This window comes from Klebsiella sp. C360, assembly GCF_048822415.1.
Classification (GTDB): domain Bacteria; phylum Pseudomonadota; class Gammaproteobacteria; order Enterobacterales; family Enterobacteriaceae; genus Klebsiella; species Klebsiella quasipneumoniae.
In genome coordinates, this window is sequence record NZ_JBMEZZ010000001.1 from 684495 (window position 1) to 700803 (window position 16309).

28 protein-coding genes are annotated in these 16309 nt (G+C 50.2%); 8 read left to right on the forward strand and 20 right to left on the reverse strand.

Features of this window, described 5'->3' with window-relative positions; all coding sequences use genetic code 11:
* Positions 1-19: 19 nt before the first annotated feature.
* From ACOI7D_RS03510 to ACOI7D_RS03605, 20 genes are all read right to left on the reverse strand, one after another.
* Positions 20-472 carry a DNA-packaging protein gene (locus tag ACOI7D_RS03510; protein ID WP_020947865.1) on the reverse strand — a complete coding sequence of 151 codons (453 nt, stop codon included), beginning with the start codon at positions 470-472 and terminating at the stop codon, positions 20-22.
* A 6-nt stretch (positions 473-478) separates the two neighbouring features.
* Complete coding sequence (locus ACOI7D_RS03515; RefSeq protein ID WP_009308351.1) at positions 479-739, reverse strand: hypothetical protein; 261 nt, start codon at positions 737-739, stop codon at positions 479-481.
* Positions 723-956, reverse strand: coding sequence for a hypothetical protein (locus ACOI7D_RS03520; protein ID WP_048256716.1), 234 nt, complete (start codon positions 954-956; stop codon positions 723-725). Before ACOI7D_RS03520 ends, ACOI7D_RS03515 begins: the two co-directional genes overlap by 17 nt.
* 68 nt (positions 957-1024) lie before the next feature.
* Positions 1025-1318, reverse strand: coding sequence for a DUF7681 family protein (locus tag ACOI7D_RS03525; protein WP_064186982.1), 294 nt, complete (start codon positions 1316-1318; stop codon positions 1025-1027).
* A complete protein-coding gene (locus ACOI7D_RS03530; protein WP_023316634.1) occupies positions 1315-1671 on the reverse strand; it encodes a helix-turn-helix domain-containing protein in 357 nt (118 codons plus the stop codon). The genes ACOI7D_RS03525 and ACOI7D_RS03530 overlap by 4 nt, the downstream gene beginning before the upstream one ends.
* Positions 1659-1961, reverse strand: coding sequence for a Ref family recombination enhancement nuclease (locus ACOI7D_RS03535; RefSeq protein ID WP_009308344.1), 303 nt, complete (start codon positions 1959-1961; stop codon positions 1659-1661). Before ACOI7D_RS03535 ends, ACOI7D_RS03530 begins: the two co-directional genes overlap by 13 nt.
* Positions 1962-1971: 10 nt before the next feature.
* The gene (locus ACOI7D_RS03540) at positions 1972-2565 is read right to left on the reverse strand and encodes a DUF1367 family protein (protein ID WP_221014689.1); all 594 of its coding nucleotides are present in this window, start codon (positions 2563-2565) and stop codon (positions 1972-1974) included.
* 68 nt (positions 2566-2633) lie between these two features.
* Positions 2634-2825, reverse strand: coding sequence for a hypothetical protein (locus tag ACOI7D_RS03545; RefSeq protein ID WP_029499143.1), 192 nt, complete (start codon positions 2823-2825; stop codon positions 2634-2636).
* Between the two features lie 180 nt (positions 2826-3005).
* The gene (locus tag ACOI7D_RS03550; RefSeq protein ID WP_004141579.1) at positions 3006-3344 is read right to left on the reverse strand and encodes a hypothetical protein; all 339 of its coding nucleotides are present in this window, start codon (positions 3342-3344) and stop codon (positions 3006-3008) included.
* Positions 3345-3356: 12 nt separating this feature from the next.
* Positions 3357-3974 carry an HNH endonuclease gene (locus ACOI7D_RS03555; protein ID WP_064172714.1) on the reverse strand — a complete coding sequence of 206 codons (618 nt, stop codon included), beginning with the start codon at positions 3972-3974 and terminating at the stop codon, positions 3357-3359.
* Complete coding sequence (locus ACOI7D_RS03560) at positions 3971-4201, reverse strand: hypothetical protein (protein ID WP_009308338.1); 231 nt, start codon at positions 4199-4201, stop codon at positions 3971-3973. Before ACOI7D_RS03560 ends, ACOI7D_RS03555 begins: the two co-directional genes overlap by 4 nt.
* Before the next feature lie 2 nt (positions 4202-4203).
* A complete protein-coding gene (locus ACOI7D_RS03565) occupies positions 4204-4794 on the reverse strand; it encodes an MT-A70 family methyltransferase (RefSeq protein WP_009308336.1) in 591 nt (196 codons plus the stop codon).
* 127 nt (positions 4795-4921) lie between these two features.
* Entirely contained in the window at positions 4922-5707 is a 786-nt protein-coding gene (locus ACOI7D_RS03570; protein WP_117090048.1) for a ParB/RepB/Spo0J family partition protein, read from the reverse strand.
* Between the two features lie 39 nt (positions 5708-5746).
* The gene (locus ACOI7D_RS03575) at positions 5747-5980 is read right to left on the reverse strand and encodes a hypothetical protein (RefSeq protein ID WP_064172712.1); all 234 of its coding nucleotides are present in this window, start codon (positions 5978-5980) and stop codon (positions 5747-5749) included.
* A gap of 3 nt (positions 5981-5983) precedes the next feature.
* The gene (locus ACOI7D_RS03580; RefSeq protein WP_064172711.1) at positions 5984-6634 is read right to left on the reverse strand and encodes a hypothetical protein; all 651 of its coding nucleotides are present in this window, start codon (positions 6632-6634) and stop codon (positions 5984-5986) included.
* Positions 6635-6672: 38 nt separating this feature from the next.
* The gene (locus ACOI7D_RS03585) at positions 6673-8061 is read right to left on the reverse strand and encodes a replicative DNA helicase (RefSeq protein ID WP_087760699.1); all 1389 of its coding nucleotides are present in this window, start codon (positions 8059-8061) and stop codon (positions 6673-6675) included.
* Complete coding sequence (locus ACOI7D_RS03590) at positions 8058-9041, reverse strand: helix-turn-helix domain-containing protein (RefSeq protein ID WP_004191078.1); 984 nt, start codon at positions 9039-9041, stop codon at positions 8058-8060. Before ACOI7D_RS03590 ends, ACOI7D_RS03585 begins: the two co-directional genes overlap by 4 nt.
* A gap of 2 nt (positions 9042-9043) precedes the next feature.
* Entirely contained in the window at positions 9044-9265 is a 222-nt protein-coding gene (locus ACOI7D_RS03595; protein WP_004141593.1) for a hypothetical protein, read from the reverse strand.
* A 20-nt stretch (positions 9266-9285) separates the two neighbouring features.
* Positions 9286-9732 (reverse strand): toxin YdaT family protein, encoded by a 447-nt coding sequence (locus tag ACOI7D_RS03600; protein WP_022644597.1) that lies wholly within the window; start codon positions 9730-9732, stop codon positions 9286-9288.
* Positions 9733-9792: 60 nt separating this feature from the next.
* Positions 9793-9987 carry a Cro/CI family transcriptional regulator gene (locus ACOI7D_RS03605; protein ID WP_022644596.1) on the reverse strand — a complete coding sequence of 65 codons (195 nt, stop codon included), beginning with the start codon at positions 9985-9987 and terminating at the stop codon, positions 9793-9795.
* Positions 9988-10073: 86 nt separating this feature from the next.
* Here ACOI7D_RS03605 and ACOI7D_RS03610 point away from each other — a divergent pair, with 86 nt between their 5' ends.
* The 8 genes from ACOI7D_RS03610 to ACOI7D_RS03645 all read left to right on the forward strand — a co-directional run bounded on the left by ACOI7D_RS03610 (position 10074) and on the right by ACOI7D_RS03645 (position 16260).
* Positions 10074-10454 (forward strand): helix-turn-helix domain-containing protein, encoded by a 381-nt coding sequence (locus ACOI7D_RS03610; protein ID WP_004191081.1) that lies wholly within the window; start codon positions 10074-10076, stop codon positions 10452-10454.
* An 851-nt stretch (positions 10455-11305) separates the two neighbouring features.
* Positions 11306-11629, forward strand: a complete 324-nt coding sequence (locus ACOI7D_RS03615) for a hypothetical protein (protein ID WP_259655190.1) — start codon at positions 11306-11308, stop codon at positions 11627-11629.
* 7 nt (positions 11630-11636) lie between these two features.
* Positions 11637-11882, forward strand: a complete 246-nt coding sequence (locus tag ACOI7D_RS03620) for a hypothetical protein (protein ID WP_022644594.1) — start codon at positions 11637-11639, stop codon at positions 11880-11882.
* 29 nt (positions 11883-11911) lie between these two features.
* Positions 11912-14041, forward strand: coding sequence for a hypothetical protein (locus ACOI7D_RS03625; protein ID WP_117090044.1), 2130 nt, complete (start codon positions 11912-11914; stop codon positions 14039-14041).
* Positions 14041-14607: a siphovirus Gp157 family protein gene (locus tag ACOI7D_RS03630; protein ID WP_022644592.1), complete on the forward strand. Its 567-nt coding sequence runs from the start codon at positions 14041-14043 to the stop codon at positions 14605-14607. The genes ACOI7D_RS03625 and ACOI7D_RS03630 overlap by 1 nt, the downstream gene beginning before the upstream one ends.
* 1 nt (position 14608) lies before the next feature.
* Positions 14609-14794 (forward strand): hypothetical protein, encoded by a 186-nt coding sequence (locus ACOI7D_RS03635; RefSeq protein ID WP_004141609.1) that lies wholly within the window; start codon positions 14609-14611, stop codon positions 14792-14794.
* Between the two features lie 209 nt (positions 14795-15003).
* A complete protein-coding gene (locus ACOI7D_RS03640) occupies positions 15004-15228 on the forward strand; it encodes a DUF4224 domain-containing protein (RefSeq protein WP_004199480.1) in 225 nt (74 codons plus the stop codon).
* Positions 15229-15231: 3 nt separating this feature from the next.
* A complete protein-coding gene (locus ACOI7D_RS03645) occupies positions 15232-16260 on the forward strand; it encodes a tyrosine-type recombinase/integrase (protein WP_024623106.1) in 1029 nt (342 codons plus the stop codon).
* Positions 16261-16309: the final 49 nt, after the last annotated feature.

Below are 16309 nucleotides of genomic sequence, written 5' to 3' on the forward strand. Positions count from 1 at the left end.
AGGCAATTGAAACGCCTGGCTATTCTTTTTCGTTGAAGTGCTTTACCTTGACGGTCATTTCCAGATCACCCTCAACAGATTTTTTCTCCACCAGCCCAAGCTCGCGGGCAATGATGTTGGCGTTAAGCAGATCAGCGGCAGCGCCGGAAAATTTCTGCTCATAGATGAGGCTTTCCACTCGCGTAGTGATCGGGAGTAAATCTTTTTTCTTCGCGTATGCTTCCCACGTCTTCCGGTCGATATCGAGGAACAGAAACAAGCCGCTAAGCGTCATAGCACGCATTTTCGGGAGTCTGGCTTTAGTGATTTGCCCCTGAAAACTGAATGCTTTGGTTTCCCACAGAGGATGTTTTTCCACCCAGTCGAAATATTCACAGCAGGCATCCCACAGCTTTTCAGGATCAGAGAACTTTGGGTTTCTCCCGTGCTTGCTGCGTGCCAGCCAGAATTTATTGCCCTTTGGCGCTGCCATATCTCATTACTCCGTGTTACGACGGGTGTATTTCCGCTTCTGCTGAATTTCTTCGGGATCGCTTTTTGGCTCTTCAATTTTTTCATCGTGTGGTTTTTCTTCCGGGTAAAGCGACAGGAATGCATCCACGACAGATGTGACGATGTCTTTAGCTGCCTGCGTTCCGTCCGAACCGCCGGGCCAGCCAAAATTTTTAGCCAGAACGGCGCCAGCACTTTTGACGATCTCCACCTGAATACTGGTGTCTAACTCATGCAGTTTTTTCACTGTTATCTTCCTCTTCAGGGATGAGGCCCATAGCGGCCATCAGGATTTTCAGTTCAGGGGCGTCACCATTTTTTACTGCGCGTAAAATCACACGGTCAGAATTGCCGTTCGCGTAAGCGGCTGCGCCGTACATGGCTGTATTCAGGTGGGCTTTAAGAAAGCGGGCTTTCATCAGCTCCAGGAGCTTTTCGGCTTCTTCGTCATTAAGGGTGATCATTGGTTTCTCCGTTCATGCTGCTTGCAGTGAGGCCACCAACTGAAATGGCCTCTTGATCTCCGGATTTGTTAGCAGTCTGCATCAGGGCGGGCGACTGCACGGCATGCCCACATACAGGCTTCCTGCATTTTGGTGCGGGCGATTGCCAGGCTGCGCATAGCTTCATCAATCTCCCGAGCCTGCTCAGCGCTTAACATTGCCGGACCATTACGGACAGCCAACAATTCACCTCGCTCAGTATCAAGCAAACTACAGAAGTGGCGGCTGACGCCTTTAAGGCGGTTCATGCGCTCTATGTCGCTAGCGGTTAATGTGCGGTAGCCTTTTACAGTGCTGCCGTCCTGCGGTTTAGCTTCACTCATTGGTTTTCCTCTTTCGGTGGTTGTCGTGCACTCCGCAGGAGCAGAGTGATCATGTAGTTTTTGCTGTGGCGCCGGCAGGAGTCGAAAAAGCTTTCACGTTTGCTCATAGGGATTTTGTTTCCGGAAAACTTCTCCGCCAGCTCTGCCGTTGGGAAATAAATGCGACGTGAATTTCGTCCTGTTTCGTTGTGGGCGCGGAATATAAGATTGTCTTTAAGCAGACTGTCCAAAATAAAAAATACAGTGCTGCGTGACATACCGAGCGAATACATCACTTCGGCAGACGTTACCCCTTCCGAACAGGTGCGAATAAGCTCAAGCACCGCAATTTTTTTTCTGGTTAAACCCGACATAGGCGCAATACCTTCACTTCAGTCGTCACCTGATCGAGCAACTCCAGTTCGGTACCGTATTTGCCCTCCCATGTCTTTTGTCCGGCATGAATTGCCACGCCAAAACCGCCAGTGCGGTGATGTGCAGGGCAAAGAGGCAAGGTTCTTTTGTGATTTGCGCGCTGGCCGGCGCCCTGCCCGGTTCGGATGTGGTGAATTTCTGCCGGAGTGGAACCGAAACCGAGATTGCGACAGACAATGCAACCCAATTCGGCTACGTCTGACAGCCAGTCTTTATCGTCTTTAGTCATGGTGGTGACCTCAGGCCGCATAACTGAAAAGCTGAGAGGCTGCGTTTTCTGCTGCCTGCTGCGTTGGGAAGGTGCGGAACAGAATGAAGTTCCAGAGAACGTCGAGGACTGACTTATAAAGCTGGGAGAATTCAAGGTCGTCCATTTTGGCGAACGATATGGACTTTGGCTCTTTGCGGATGGTGCCATCAGGCATCTGATATTCGTTATAAAAACCAGCTTCGATGGTTACCCAAGCACGAAACGCCTCGAATGATTTAACAGCGCTGATATTCCCGGCGCGTTTTTCCGCCTCATCGCGAAGATATTGATCCGCCAGTTCCTGCAATGTGTCGCCGTGCCCGGCATAGTGGGCCACCAGCTGCACGTAACCACGAACCAGTTTTTTATCGGCTGGCGATATTGTACCGCCGGAAGGTTGCCAGTAATCAAATCCCAGATTCAGGAGGGCAAAAAATTTGCGGTGAAATGCCGGGTTTCTTGCCTGCTTAAAATCAGAGTAAAGGACTGCCCCCAGGCGAATTTTCTTCACAAACTCGCGGGCGTCTGGAGATGCAGGGATTAATACATCGCCTGCTGATTTGATAAATGAATACTGCGCCATTGGGTTCCCCTTTAGCGCAGCAATTGTTCAGAATTACATTGTGTTGGGTGTTCAGGCCAACAGGGTAATTATAGCATAGTACCGTCTGGTTTGATAATCGTGTAACCAGTCAATTTAGCTAACTCAAACAACGCGTTAAGTGTCGCCACATGCTCATCAGAGTGGACTATTCTGGTCTTCTTGATCTTCCCATTTTCACACGTTATCAGTACATCGCCATCGTCGGGGAGAAGGTCTCCTGCGTCTTTCTTATCAACCACTACCTCTCCCTCAACAAATACTGTATAAATTTACAGTATATATACTACCAACTGACAGTGAGCGCAAATTTTTAAGAGCACTAATCGTTAAAAATCAACAATAAACATCAAAATATCCGATTGAATTCAAAAGAAAACCGCCATTTCTGACGGCTCTGTTTTATCTGGTATGGTTGTTCGCTATGCTGACAGTTTGGTTTCGTGCCAACCTCGCGTTACCCAGCATTGCGAATCACCAACGCACGGGCACGAGGTGATCGGCAGCGACTCACCGCACTTTCCACACAGGCGTTTGCTGATCGATTTGATGTGGCCACTAAGCCGAGCATCATCCTGGCGGATCAGCAGCGCTATGTACTCCGCCATTTCGTACGGATCACGACCAGGTCGCCGGGCGGCGCAGTTACGCGCCAGCATGTCCAGTTCCTGCGCATCGAGAACCAGCTCAATTTTCCGGTTGCCGGCGGCAGATTGCCGCGCCCTCTGCGCGGCTTTACGTTCTGCGGATGATTTAGCCATTAACCACCCCAGTTAGCTGGACAATCGTTTGATTGCATGGCGGAGCATAACTTGTGCATATAGCGCCGGAGCAAGCACCTGCGGCATTTTAGAGTAGCCCGCGCCAGAAAACAGGCGGCGAATTTCTTTAGGGGCAGCGCGCAGATTATCGATATTGTTATTATTAAGATCATTATCCAGATGTATAACCGAATAACCGGTCGGTAATTTTCCATGTACGCATTCATATACGTATACATCGAGTCTGATTTTCTCTTTATTAACAGTGATGTACTGGGGAAGAATGCGTTTCCGGCCTTTAGGTTCGCGAGTCCATCCGCGAGCTATCTTTACACCCTTGATATTGTCAGGTTTTTTATCGGTACCGAATCGCCTGTTAAACCTCTCTGTAAGTTCAGCATTCGTTAGATTCCTATTGGCATAAATGAACGTCAGCTGCTCATCGGTATAGCGCGGCTCAATTAAAAACTGCTTTCCTAACCCATGAGATTTGCACCAGATACGGATAGCGCCCACGCTCTTATTTGTACCAAATTGAGCGTTAAACATTTCAGTTAATTCACGCGCAGTAGAACTTTTAATATGCCGCTTTATAAACAATTCTTGGGCTGGAGAGTATTTTTCTATCATTTTTCGATCCCCATAATCTTAGGCACATTCCCCGCTGTGCCGTCATAAATAGCCTTCTGAGCATCGAGGGCGACGCGATAAGTGCCCACCATCACCCCAACGATTTCCACTACCGCTTTAGCCCTCGATAACTCTTCCTGAAGCAGTTCGCCTTTGATGTTGGGATCGGTGACGGTTTCCAGCATGGCGAACTGGTGATTCATTAAGTCCTGAATTGTGTTTTTCATGGCTAAGCAACCTCTCCGATATATTCGGCAATGCCCGGCAGCAGCGCCACCGCTGGCGATTCACACTGATTGCCCCACACATCGAAACCATGCGAAGACTGGCGGGCGAATAACTCAATACGCGGTACATCGCCCAGCAGCTGCACCAGCTTTTCGCGCACGATATCTGGTTTGCGCGAATGCTCCAGACGCGGGGCTGTAAATGACTGAACGATCCCTGCATCCAACCGGGCGGGTAATTTCCCCTGCACAGCGAAAAGACAATCCTCGCTGTTAGCCCTGGTTAAATGGCCCATTCCCAGGGCCATTTTGTTGGTCTGCCGGCTGTAGCATTTGTTCCACGTAAAGCCTTTCATGGTCATCAGGCGGAATCCCCACGCCTCGACTACCCGCAACGCCTCCAGCGGCTGAGTCGGAACCCACCACATAGCCAGCAGGCAGTTTTCAGCGGCCAGCTCCCAGACCGGGAGGCGGCAGATATCGAGCACAGTCATTGTCTGGTATTTATGCCCGGCGCCACGTTCTCCATCTTTGGCTTTGTCGCGGTAGGTCCAGGGCGGATCTGCATAAATCAAAGTGTATTTTTCGTTCATGCCGTCCACCACTCAATCAGTTTGCAGATCCCCCAGGTCACGACGATCACAGCGACCCAACATGCAATGTCGACCACAGCTGCGAACCCGAGCAGGGCATGCTGGCTATAACTTTCAGGTTCAACGTTCATTGCGCCTCCCCAAGCACCCAGCGCAGAGCCTCGGCATATTCGCCGCTGGCATCTTCGAGGGCTTTTGTGATTTCTTTGCGGGTTTTCAGGCGCGGCTTTGCCTCACCGAGGATCTGACGCTGACGTCGGGCTTTTTCATGGCCGGTTGTGCCAGCGGTCGCCGCTTTAATTTCGGCTACCTTTTCCCGCTGTTCTTCGGGTTTTAGTGATGCAAGTTGACGCGCCTGGGTAACGGTCACTGTGCCGGACTCTACCGCGTCTTTGACTGCCTGAGTGGCATCCAGCAGTGATAGGGTTGCGCGTACAGTGGGGACGCTGACGCCGAACATCAGCGCGAGGTCTTCTTCGTCATGCCCCCGCTCCAGCGCATCAGCCATCTTTTTGGCTCGACCCAGCGGCGTATCAGCCTGCCGGATTTCGTTTGCGCTGACCATTGCCTGAGCCATTCGAGCGGCAGAACCGCGTTTAGTTACCGCAGGAACCAGCAATGGAGAATCACCCTGTTTAACCAGGCGCTTATTAGCCTCCAGGGTATGACGCACACGCTGACGACCATCCACCACACAGACCAGCCCGCTTTCGGGGTCCTTCCAGACGATAATCGGCTCAAGAACACCCTGGTCCATGATGTTCAGCACCATTGCCTCGCTGATAGGCAGGTGGATACGCTCATCGTAAAGCGGGTGCGTTTTGTCGGTAACCAGATGCAGCTTTTCCGGTTCGAACATCAGAACGTTGGTTTTTCCGCTGGCGCCATACGCGTCGATCGAGTTTTTAGCCATTTTTTTGAACTCCAATCAAACCGCTGTTTAGAAACTGTTTCATGCTCTCTTCTCCCGCCAAAAATTTAATCTCTCTTTGAAAAACTCCCGGTAGCTTTCCGGCGTCGCTGCAATCGACTCAACGATGAACTGACGAGTAACTTTCTTCTCGAACAGCTGACGTATGAGTGCCGCAGCCCGCATGTCGTAGTGCTCTTTGAGCTGGCACTCCTGCGGCCATTTGGCACGATTGAGCGGTAAGCCGGGCGGCAGATAATCTGATTGCCCGACCATGCCTCATGCCCTCGTTTTTTCTGAGTTGGCGTAATAGCGGGGATCCACGCTGGTCAGTGTGAAATGCGGCACTGGCATGTCGTCATGCCGAATAATTCCGACGTGATTCGATGCGAGCATCGTCGAGATACGTTTTTGCAGATCACGTAAGGTGATCTCAGCATCAGGATGATGTTTTTTGATGGCTGAAAGAATGTTCTGATACGACAGTGTTTTACCCTTCATCAGCGCAACCAGCTGTTGGGCGGAAACTTCATCGATGGTGCTATTCAGTGGTTTAATACTCTCCAGCAGCAGGCGATGCCGGCCAATACTGCCGACACGCTGACCAGTTTTTTTATCGAAATGCTCATTAGGTCCAGCTGACCAGACGGTAGCACCCTCGCTGAGCCGTACAGTTTTTTCACCCTTGTAATAAATCACGGTGCCGACATGTGTTTTACGACGGCGGCCGGATACCGCGACCGTAGCAGTTTCACGTTTTACCGGCTTTTTCGGGGTAATCCCCGGAACTGGTTCTGGCCGTGGAGCAGCGACGAACACAGAACGGCTACGCGCCCGGGCGCCGGCGTTCATGCGCCACAGAATCACGGGGATCCAGTTACAGCCATCATCTGGATTTACTGGTTTTGGGTAATTCAAATTCGTGGTCATAGGTCTTTCCTCGGTTTTATAGCGCTGGTCAGGCGCAGTTAAAATGCATCGGTGTTGTACTTCTCTGAATATCTACGCGGTTGTTTTCGTGGTTTTGCTGCCTCCAACTGAATGCGTGTTTTCTCTTTGCCGACATGCTGATCAACGTGCAGGAAGTGACCGTTTTTAAACTCCTGATAGATAACGGCACCAGCAGCACTGAATCGACTTTTCCCCAGGATGATTTCGGCGATCCCCGCCGCCGGGCTTTCAGGGTTGTAGACTTCATCGCGGTACAGGAACATGATGCTGTCGGCGTCCTGCTCGATAGAACCGGAGTCGCGGAGGTCTGACATAACCGGTCGACGCTGGCCCGCAGGACGGGAATCCACGGCGCGCGAAAGCTGGCTAAGCGCGAACGTCGGCGTATGCAGGCGCATAGCCATAGTTTTAAGGTTTCGGGAAATGTGGGCGATCGCCAGGTCGTTACGTTCTGCCTTTGGTTTTTTAATCAGGCCAAGGTAATCAACAACGATCATCGCCAGATGCGGATAGCGGCGCTTATGCGTCTCTGCAACAGCCCGGATTTGTTCAATCGTCAGATCGGTAGCATCGACGATCCAGATATCGCGCCCGTTCATGGTCTCCATGGCCGCTGTAAAGCGCGCCCAGTCCTCATCCTGCATATCGAGGGGATTACGCAGGCGTGAAACCGACATGTTGCCAGAGCCCGCCAGAGAGCGTTCTACGATTTGCGCAGCAGCCATTTCCATGCTGAATATCAACGCGCCACCGCCGGCAGCAGTAACGCCATCGACAATCTTCAGCGCAAATTCCGTTTTACCCATGCCAGGACGGCCAGCGACAACAATCAAATCCTGCAGGTTAATACCGCCAGTGGCATCGTCCAGTTCGTCGATCCCGGTCTTTAAATTTCGGGTGCCCTCTTCGCCGTCCATGCGTTTCTGCATGGTTTCCATGTACACAGGCAATAATTCGCTCATGTGTACCGGCTGCACGTCGCCAGTGTCGCCGGTCATGTCCAGCAGCTGCGCCACGGCAGTTTCAACAACCTGATCGCGCTGTTCCTGGTTGTTTGCCTGCCGGATGCCATCAGCGCCCTGCTGCAGTAATTCGGCCATACGGCGGCTGCGCCACGCCTTAACCATTTTGCCGGCGTAACCCTTCAGGTTCGGTACCGTGGCAGGCATACGTGTAATTTCTGATAAATCAGCCAGACTACTACCGCCCAGCGCTTCACTGACAAACAGCATGTCGATCAGGCCGTTCGCCAGCGCCTGTTTTTTAATTTCGGAGAACGCGCGACGGTGAAACCCGATACTGAAAGATTCTTCAGGCGTAGAGGCGATCACATCGAATGCGTCCGGACTGGCGCCGCCATTTAGCAGGCCAGCCAGCACACAAGCTTCCAGTTCCTGCGGAGTCATAACGAACCTTCCCGGGTATTGCGTAACGTTTCTGGTTTCATCAGGTAGTCAAAGCTGGCTCGCCATCCGCCATCTGTACCGAAATAAAAATCAGGAGCATCAGCGCGGAATTTTTCGAAGTACCCCAGGAATGCACCGGTAGTTTTATTTTTCATGTGAGCAGCCAGGCGGGTGATCATCCGGCGGCGGTCGGCATCCAGTTCAGCAGCAGGCAGAACGTCAGCGAAAATTTCGTTGTAGCCGTTCATGACGGCTTCCGGGTCGATATTCGCCTCCAAAACAGCCCATGCCTCAGCGTCGGCAAGATAGCCATCAAAGCGGTTTATCCGGCAGATGTTCGCAGGCTTCGGCAGGCTATCGCCGCGGCGGCGCCATGTGGCCAGCACCCAGCGGATAACCAACTGCAGTTCGTCCAGGGTGTACCCTTCCCGAGTGGTGGTAGGAGTCAGCATCATCACAAACGGTTTCAGGTCTCGGCAGCGGGTGCCCGTTTTCTCGTTGTAAAATTCCAGCGCTTTTTTAGCATTAGAATTAATTCTTTCCTCGCCTTCCCCCGTTTGGGGGTTAGGGGGATCAGTAGGTTCTATGACTGGTTCAAAAGAGTGACTGGTTCTGGTGCCGCCACACGGCATAGGGGCTATGCTTTTTGGCGGCATACCTGTGCTTTCTGGCGGCATAGGGGCTATGCTTTTTGGCGGCATAGGGTTATCGAGATTCATACAATACAGATTCGATGCGTTTCCCTTTCCGTTTTTTACCCCCGGGCGGTTTTCTTTGACCAGCAGACCCATAGAAATTAATGCATCGATATGATCACGAACTGCGCTTTTGCTGCATTCGCAGTGATCGGCAATATGCTTATAAGACGGCCAGCATTCGCCGGAATCATTGGCGTTATCCGCCAGTTTGATCAGCACTAGTTTTCGTATCGGGTTACCGGTTTTGATGGCCATTGCTTTGGCCATAAGTGTCATACTCATAGTCAGATCCCCAGCGTATCGGCCAACTGGCGGCAGGCTATTTCATATTCTTTCTGGGTCAGACCTAATTCCTGCAGTTCTGCCTTTCGCAGCTCGTAGCGTTCCCAGATCGTCAGCGCAGCAGCGCGACGTTCCTCGAAAATCGATTCGATATCTTCCATCGGGACTTGCACCCCGTTCCGGCGAAACCCGTTCCGCCAGGTGATGCGGTCTTGTGTTCTCATTGGTCTTTCCTCGGTACAGGTTAAACGCTGGTCAGGCGCTGTGTTTCTCTCATAGCTTGCAATGCCTTCGCAACTTGCTGCGGGCCGTCTCTGGCTTCGAGCAATAACGCGATAATGGCCGCCGCAAACTCGCGTATGGCAACACAGATCAAATACTGTGTTGACATGTCCAGGCGTGCGTAACGTTCCGCCGGCAGTGCCGCTTCCATCGCCTTGGCCAGCGCTTGGGTTTTGGTTCTGGCCGCTTTAGTTTCTCCACGCAGCCAGCGAAAAATCTGCTGGCGGTTGTTGTTGATGGCTCGCCAGTCTGCTTTTCCATCTGCGTCTTCAATCTGGTGCAGTTTCAGCACGCCGGTGTTACCACCGAGACGAAACCACATACGGCTTATCTCGATGGCAACCAGCTCCTGCCCACTTTCTGCCGCCCAGCTGAATATCTCTCGCTTCAGTTCCTCGATGTTTTCCACTTCGCGTCTCCTGTCGCTGAAAATTGATTAAGCGTAATCAGATTTCGATGACGCCAATGGTTAAGCTGATTTGGCTGACAGTTGGTAAGCCTTCGGGTCATAAACAAGTTCCCCATCAGTCATCAGAGATAAACGAGCTGCTTTACCTTCAGGAACCAAACGCCCCCACGCGTAGACAGTTGGAGCTTTTACGCCAGCGGCCTCAGCCAGTTTTTTCTTACTACCAAAATATTTGATTGCATCAGTTGTTAACATGAAACACCCTCCTGTTAGATTTTTCTAACAAATTAGGTGTTCGAGATAACGAAGTCAAGGAAATTTAGAATTATCTAACTATGACAATGCCAGGTGAGCGCATCAGAGCGCGTAGAAAAGATCTCAAACTAACTCAGCGCGCTTTAGCGAAGCTGGTTAACGTCGCGCACGTCACTATTTCTCAGTGGGAAACCGGTGATAGTGAGCCTGGCGGGAAAAACCTATTCTCGTTAAGTAACGCACTTCAATGCAGCCCTACGTGGATACTTTACGGCGACGAAGCTGCCACCCCGGGAACTCCGGTAGACACCCCAAAACCGTTAGATGAACGTGAAGCGGAGCTTTTAAAACTCTTTTCCTCACTCCCTGAGTCTGAAAAAGAGCGGCATTTAAAGGAACTTCGCGAAAAAGTGGACGGTTTCAATCGTTTATTTGAAGAGTTGCTGCAAGCTCGCAAACAAAAATAACTCCTTCATAATCATATAGATGTGATTTTTTACGCCTATATTGTTCGTTTTTTCTAATTTTATCATTGACGATATTGTTAGATTTACCTAAATTACATCACATCAACGACGCACTAACCACGCGGCAGTTGTTCAGAAACAGTTCTGACAGCCCGGAAAGACGGGCGCGAATTCTTCGGGTCGCCGAAAGTACGATGACATGCGGGAAAGACTGCAACCGGCGTATGGCACATGCGTCGAAGCGGTCCGGGGGTTCCTTGGTACATGGCCCAGCGGGTAGCCGGAATGTGCAAGCCAGGTGTCCAGGCACGACAGGCGATTCACCATCGTGGCGGTACGGTGTGACTCCCGGGAAGAGTCCGGGATACAACATGAGAGCGCACTTCATTTTTATCAGTTATGGCGATGTTGTTAAATCAAAAGGCGGAGTGCGCTCCCAGTTGTAAAGAATCACGTAGCCAGCGTGGCACCAGAGGAAAACTGCTGTGTGTAGTCTTTGCCCGCTTTGCGGCGGGCAATTTTTTTAACAGCACGGTTTTGTGACCCTTCAGTGAAAACTGAAGCCCTCCAAGAGAGGGAAGTGGCGAGGAAAGACCAGTGAGCATGACCAGCTCTGACGACGGGAAAGACCGGGGGAAAGACCAATGACCAACGGGCCTGACCAGCCCTGACTGCCAGGAAAGACCGGCAACCAGCAGGCGTAAAAAAGCCCACCGAAGTGGGCTAATTTACCCGGGACAGTGACCAAACCGCCCGGAATGCTACAGGGGACCAACCCCGTAGCGAGGAAAGACCAATGCCGACAGAATCAACACTGATCGGCTCTGAGTATACATCAACAAGGAGTCGCTATGGAAGCGCTTACCATCCCAGTAACAATCTACGTTCTGGCAACAACTAATCCTTTTTTACCAACCTCTTATCATGCATCGACTTGTGACATGTCACAGAAGTTTCCCGGTATATACGTTCTCGTTTCGACCAAAACGCTGAAGATTCCCATTCCACCGTTAGAGCCTATCGACATCATCGGGATGCAGGTTAATGCCTTGCGCGCAAGGAAAGAACAAATCTCAGTTGAAGCAGATATGCAGCTAAATGTTATTGAAGACCAGATCCAGCAACTGCTGTGCATCGACCACTCTCCGATCGAAGAAAGCGACGTACCTTTTTGAGGTTCCTATGACAAATAACCCATTCATCGAAAAAATAATTGATGCTGGCTTATCAGTATTTGAGCACGAAAATAATAGCGACTTTGGTTCAGGAACGATGCATATCACCATTATCGGCGGTGTTCGTCGTGTCGAGTTCTACCCTACCACCGGCACCGTTTACGCCAATGCTGAAAAGGGGAAATTCCCGGCATTCAAGCAGAAAAAAGCCGGGATTAATGTTGCTATCCGTCTAGCTAAATCCGGCGCCTGACCTGCGCCTGCAACCAAGAGGAAAGACCAATGACCATCTACAACGGCTTATTTGAGCCAAAAAAATCGGCTATTAAGGACTGCGGCGCCGTGCAGCTGGCGATCGCCGTCGAAGCACCTAACAAGAAAGTCGCTGAAAGTATTATGACCGGAAAACTCTGGGAGTCTTACCCGGCGAACGGAGACAACTATTTCAAACCTAAGCTGTGGGAACACATTGAAGGCCAGCCAGTGCCGGCAGTCGGCCAGTTCGATGAGCAGTTCGCCCAGAAAAACACCTTTGACGGTGAAAAATGGGTGGCTAACAGCGAGGATGACGGCGCCACCGAGTTGCCGGCAGGCGATGAAGTTATCGATCTGATGACGGTATCCCCCAGGGAGCGTTTTGCTGCTGTATTACTCTTCAGCAAATTAGAGATAAACGGCCAGCTCTATTCGCAGGTTGTAGATTATCTTGATGATCTGGATAACCACGACGAATCCCTAGAAGAGGATGACCGTTTTAATTTCAATGTGCTTTGCGCCCTGCACAATAACGAACCAGTGAAACATATGCACGTGGAAGGTCTGAACAATCTGATCCATGGCATCTTCTCCCATTTTGAAAACCAGATGCCGGGTAAAGCGGCTATTTCTCAATTTGTAAAACGCTGGCTTGAAAATCCAGGTAAACGCGAAGAAATGGTACCAGGCCAAAATTATACCCCCAGCACTGATAACAACGTTATAATCGCGCCAAAGCGTGGTTATAAACATACCTATGCAACACTGGATCAGGAGATCGCTGTTGCGCTGCTCCCTATCTCTCCCGACGCGCCAGTATTATCAGGCAACCTTCGCGACGCGGAGAAAATCATTGCAGACGATCGTGAGGATTTTAAACGTTGGTCTGCATCACTGCATGTCACACCGAACATACTCAAATATGACCGTGCCAGCATTTTCGGCGTAGTGCAGAACGTTCCGGCGAAAGATACTTACCATTTTCCGGAAAGTCTGCGCCGCCATATTACTTCATGGCTTGAAGCTAACGGCCGCTTTGAAGAAGACGAAGGCTCATCACAAAGACAACCGACATCGGAGCAAAATACCGCCTCAAACGTGGTCAAAAAAGAGGAAGTGCCGCCGCCGATTGTAACCGATACCCAGGCCAAACAGGCGCGTGAGACGCTCAACGATATGGGCTATGGCGTATATGCCTCTGGTGAAGGAGCAGAGCCAGAAGAGAAGTTGAGTGCAAAAGTAAAAACTATCGTTCAGGACGTTGATCAGCTTGTTGAACGAATTAACCGAGAAGAGAACCTGCCGAAAGCTTCCGAAGTCGTCCAGAGCATTAACGAAATGCAGGGGACAGAACGTGACAATCTGGAGCTATGGAAACGAGTTTTCAAAACTGATGAACGGTTTACTAAAGCCTTTACGCAGAACGGCGGAGGCACCTCGATCAATGGCACGTACTTAACGATGGTAGCAACGCGTGAGTTTGGCTTGAAAGGGAGCGGTTGGGGCGTCGATATTCTGGAAGAACGCTTTGATAATGGCGCACCTATTACACGTACAGTAAAAGGAGCTGACGGTAATAATACATGGGAACTGCTCCCTGATGGTAATGGTGGTTTCCTCACTGAAAAACACCATGTGATAAAAATTAGGCTGTGGTACCTGGTAAACGGTGTTCGTGGTGAAGAATACGCCTACGGCTGCACTCCCTACATTTACGGAAGTAAATACGGCCCTATCTGCGACGGCGAAGCTACTAAAAAATCACTAACTGACGCCACCAAAAAGGCGTTATCCGGCCTCGGATTCAGCGGCGATATCTTTATGGGCCTCTATGACAATCCAGAATATCGCCAGAAAAACAAAGCAGAGTTTGACCTCAAGAATGCCAGCGAAACCGCCGAAGATGCAGCGCGGTTGCGTCAGGAGTTCGACGACAAACTAACCCGCGTCGCCAATACACTGGCACATGGCGTAACAGTGAACGAAATAAACGGCGTGTTCTCCCCTATCGCACGTGAAATCGATGTTCACATTAAGGCCGCACAGGCCAACGGCGACAAGCAACATGAACGCTATCTTTCTGGCCGCCTGCGCCGCCTGATTGCCATTAAAGATGGTCGTCTCAAAGAACTGAATAAAGCCGAGGAGAAAGCATAATGACTTCCACAACTGCAATTGCTATTGCTGCTGATATGTCTAAACTCCAGGCGCTTCTGGAAAATGAAGACGGTTCTGGTCTGTCAGCTGAAATGATCGCCGATACAATGGAGGGGCTCGAGCTGCAGCTCGGCGACAAACTCGACGCGGTATTCGTCCATGTTCGCAACCTTGAAGGTCTGGCGAAAACCTGCGACGAAGAAGCCAAACGCCTGGCCGCCCGTAAAAAATCATTCGAAGGTAAGATCACCAACCTGAAGAATTATGTTCTTCAGTGCCTGCTGGCCGCGGGGCAGGATACCGTTAAAACTGCAAAGAACACCTTCACCGCCCGTAAAGGTGCAATCAATGTGGTGATCGATAACGTTGATTTACTCCCGGATGATTTGGTAACCGTTGAGACCGTGGTTACGCCAGATAAAAAGGCAATCAAAGAGGCTATCGAATCCTCGCAGGCGGCGGCTGCACAGATTACTGCTGATGGCGGAGAGATACCGGAAGAACTGTTAAATCCAGTGCCGGGCGCTCACCTTGAGATTGGCGAACGTTCACTGCAGGTGCGCTGATATGCTGAGACTATCTCTGAAAAAAGGTGATGCGGTTCATATCGTGTTACCAGATGGGACTAACGCAATTATCGAAGCGTTGGCCCGGTGTGAACTCGGTATGCACTTCCCCCGCAATATCAAGATAACGCGTGAGGATGGTGCATTCCAACCGAAACAAAACCTGATTAAGCATAATCAGAAATAGCCCATCACTACCGCTAGCATTGTGATCTACCAATAAACCGGAGATCACAATGCTACGTTGGCAACCAGGTGTAGTTTTACTTTCTGAATTCGATATCAAAATTGGCAGGCTATCAGCCAGCGTTAGAAAAAGGACTCTGACCCAGTCCGATATCCATATCGCTTGTGATACAGCTGACAACGCAATAGCCCGGCTTATGAGGAAAGACCATGACCAGAGAAAACGATCTCCTGACCGACGATGAACTGATAGAATTGACCGGATACCGATTTCCTTCTAAGCAGTGCTCGGCTTTAGCTAAATCCGGTATTTCGTTTGTTAAACGTCGGGACGGCCGGCCTCGCGTGACATGGACACATGTGAATGCAGCACTATTCGGAGACAGAAAAATAGTTGCTGACGAAGAAGAAAAACCAAACTTTGATGCTATTTAAATTATGGGAAGAAAAAGAAAAAACCAGGAGGATAACAAACTTCCTCACCGCGTTTATTCAAATAAGTACAGTTACTATTACAAACCAACCTCAAAAGAATGCATCACAATTGGCCCCGTATCAATGCCCTTGTCTCAGTTATGGGCAAGATATGAGGCATTAATTAACGAACAGGCCAACGTAATGACATTCAGTAAATTATGGGGGTTATTTCTTAAGAGTGCCTATTATCTTGAATTGAAACCAAGGACGCAGAAAGATTATCTGCAACACCAGAAAAAGCTACTTGCTGTATTTGGGAAGATTACGGCAGATAAAATTAAAACTGAAGATATCAGGATGTTTATGGATAGGCGAGGCTTGCAAAGTAAAACACAGGCAAATCATGAAATGAGTAGCATGTCTCGTGTTTTCAGATGGGGTTTTGAACGGGGTATGGTTAAAGGGAATCCTTGCCAGGGCGTCAGTAAATTTAAAGCTGTCGCCCGCGGGAGGTACATTACCGATGCGGAATATGAGGCCATCTATAAGGAGGCTGATGATGTCGTTCGTACAGCAATGGAAATTGCCTATCTTTGCGCTGCCCGTCTGGCTGATGTACTCGGCATGCAGTGGCGACAGGTAACACCGGAAGGCATCTTCATTCAGCAGGGTAAAAATAATGTTAGCCAGATCAAGCAGTGGACAGACCGGCTTCAACAGGCTTTCGAACTCGCAAAAACATTCTCTAATTCCGGCAATCCAGGATCCTTCGTCCTGATGGGCTCACATGGTAGCGGGTTCAGTAAAAGAGGATTCAGCCACCGATGGGAGGAGGCAAGGCATAAAGCTTCTGTAAAATTAGGGTACGTTCTCGACTGTACGTTCCACGATTTGAAGGCAAAAGGTATTTCTGATTACGAAGGGAGCAGCCGGGATAAACAACTGTTCAGCGGACATAAAACAGAAAGCCAGGTACTGATTTATGATCGTAAAACGAAGGTGTCACCCACCCTCGACAAGCCGCCAATTGAGACCAGAAATTCTAAGTGAATATTCTAAGTCCATTCTAAGACACCAAAGCAAAAAGGGGTTACCTTTC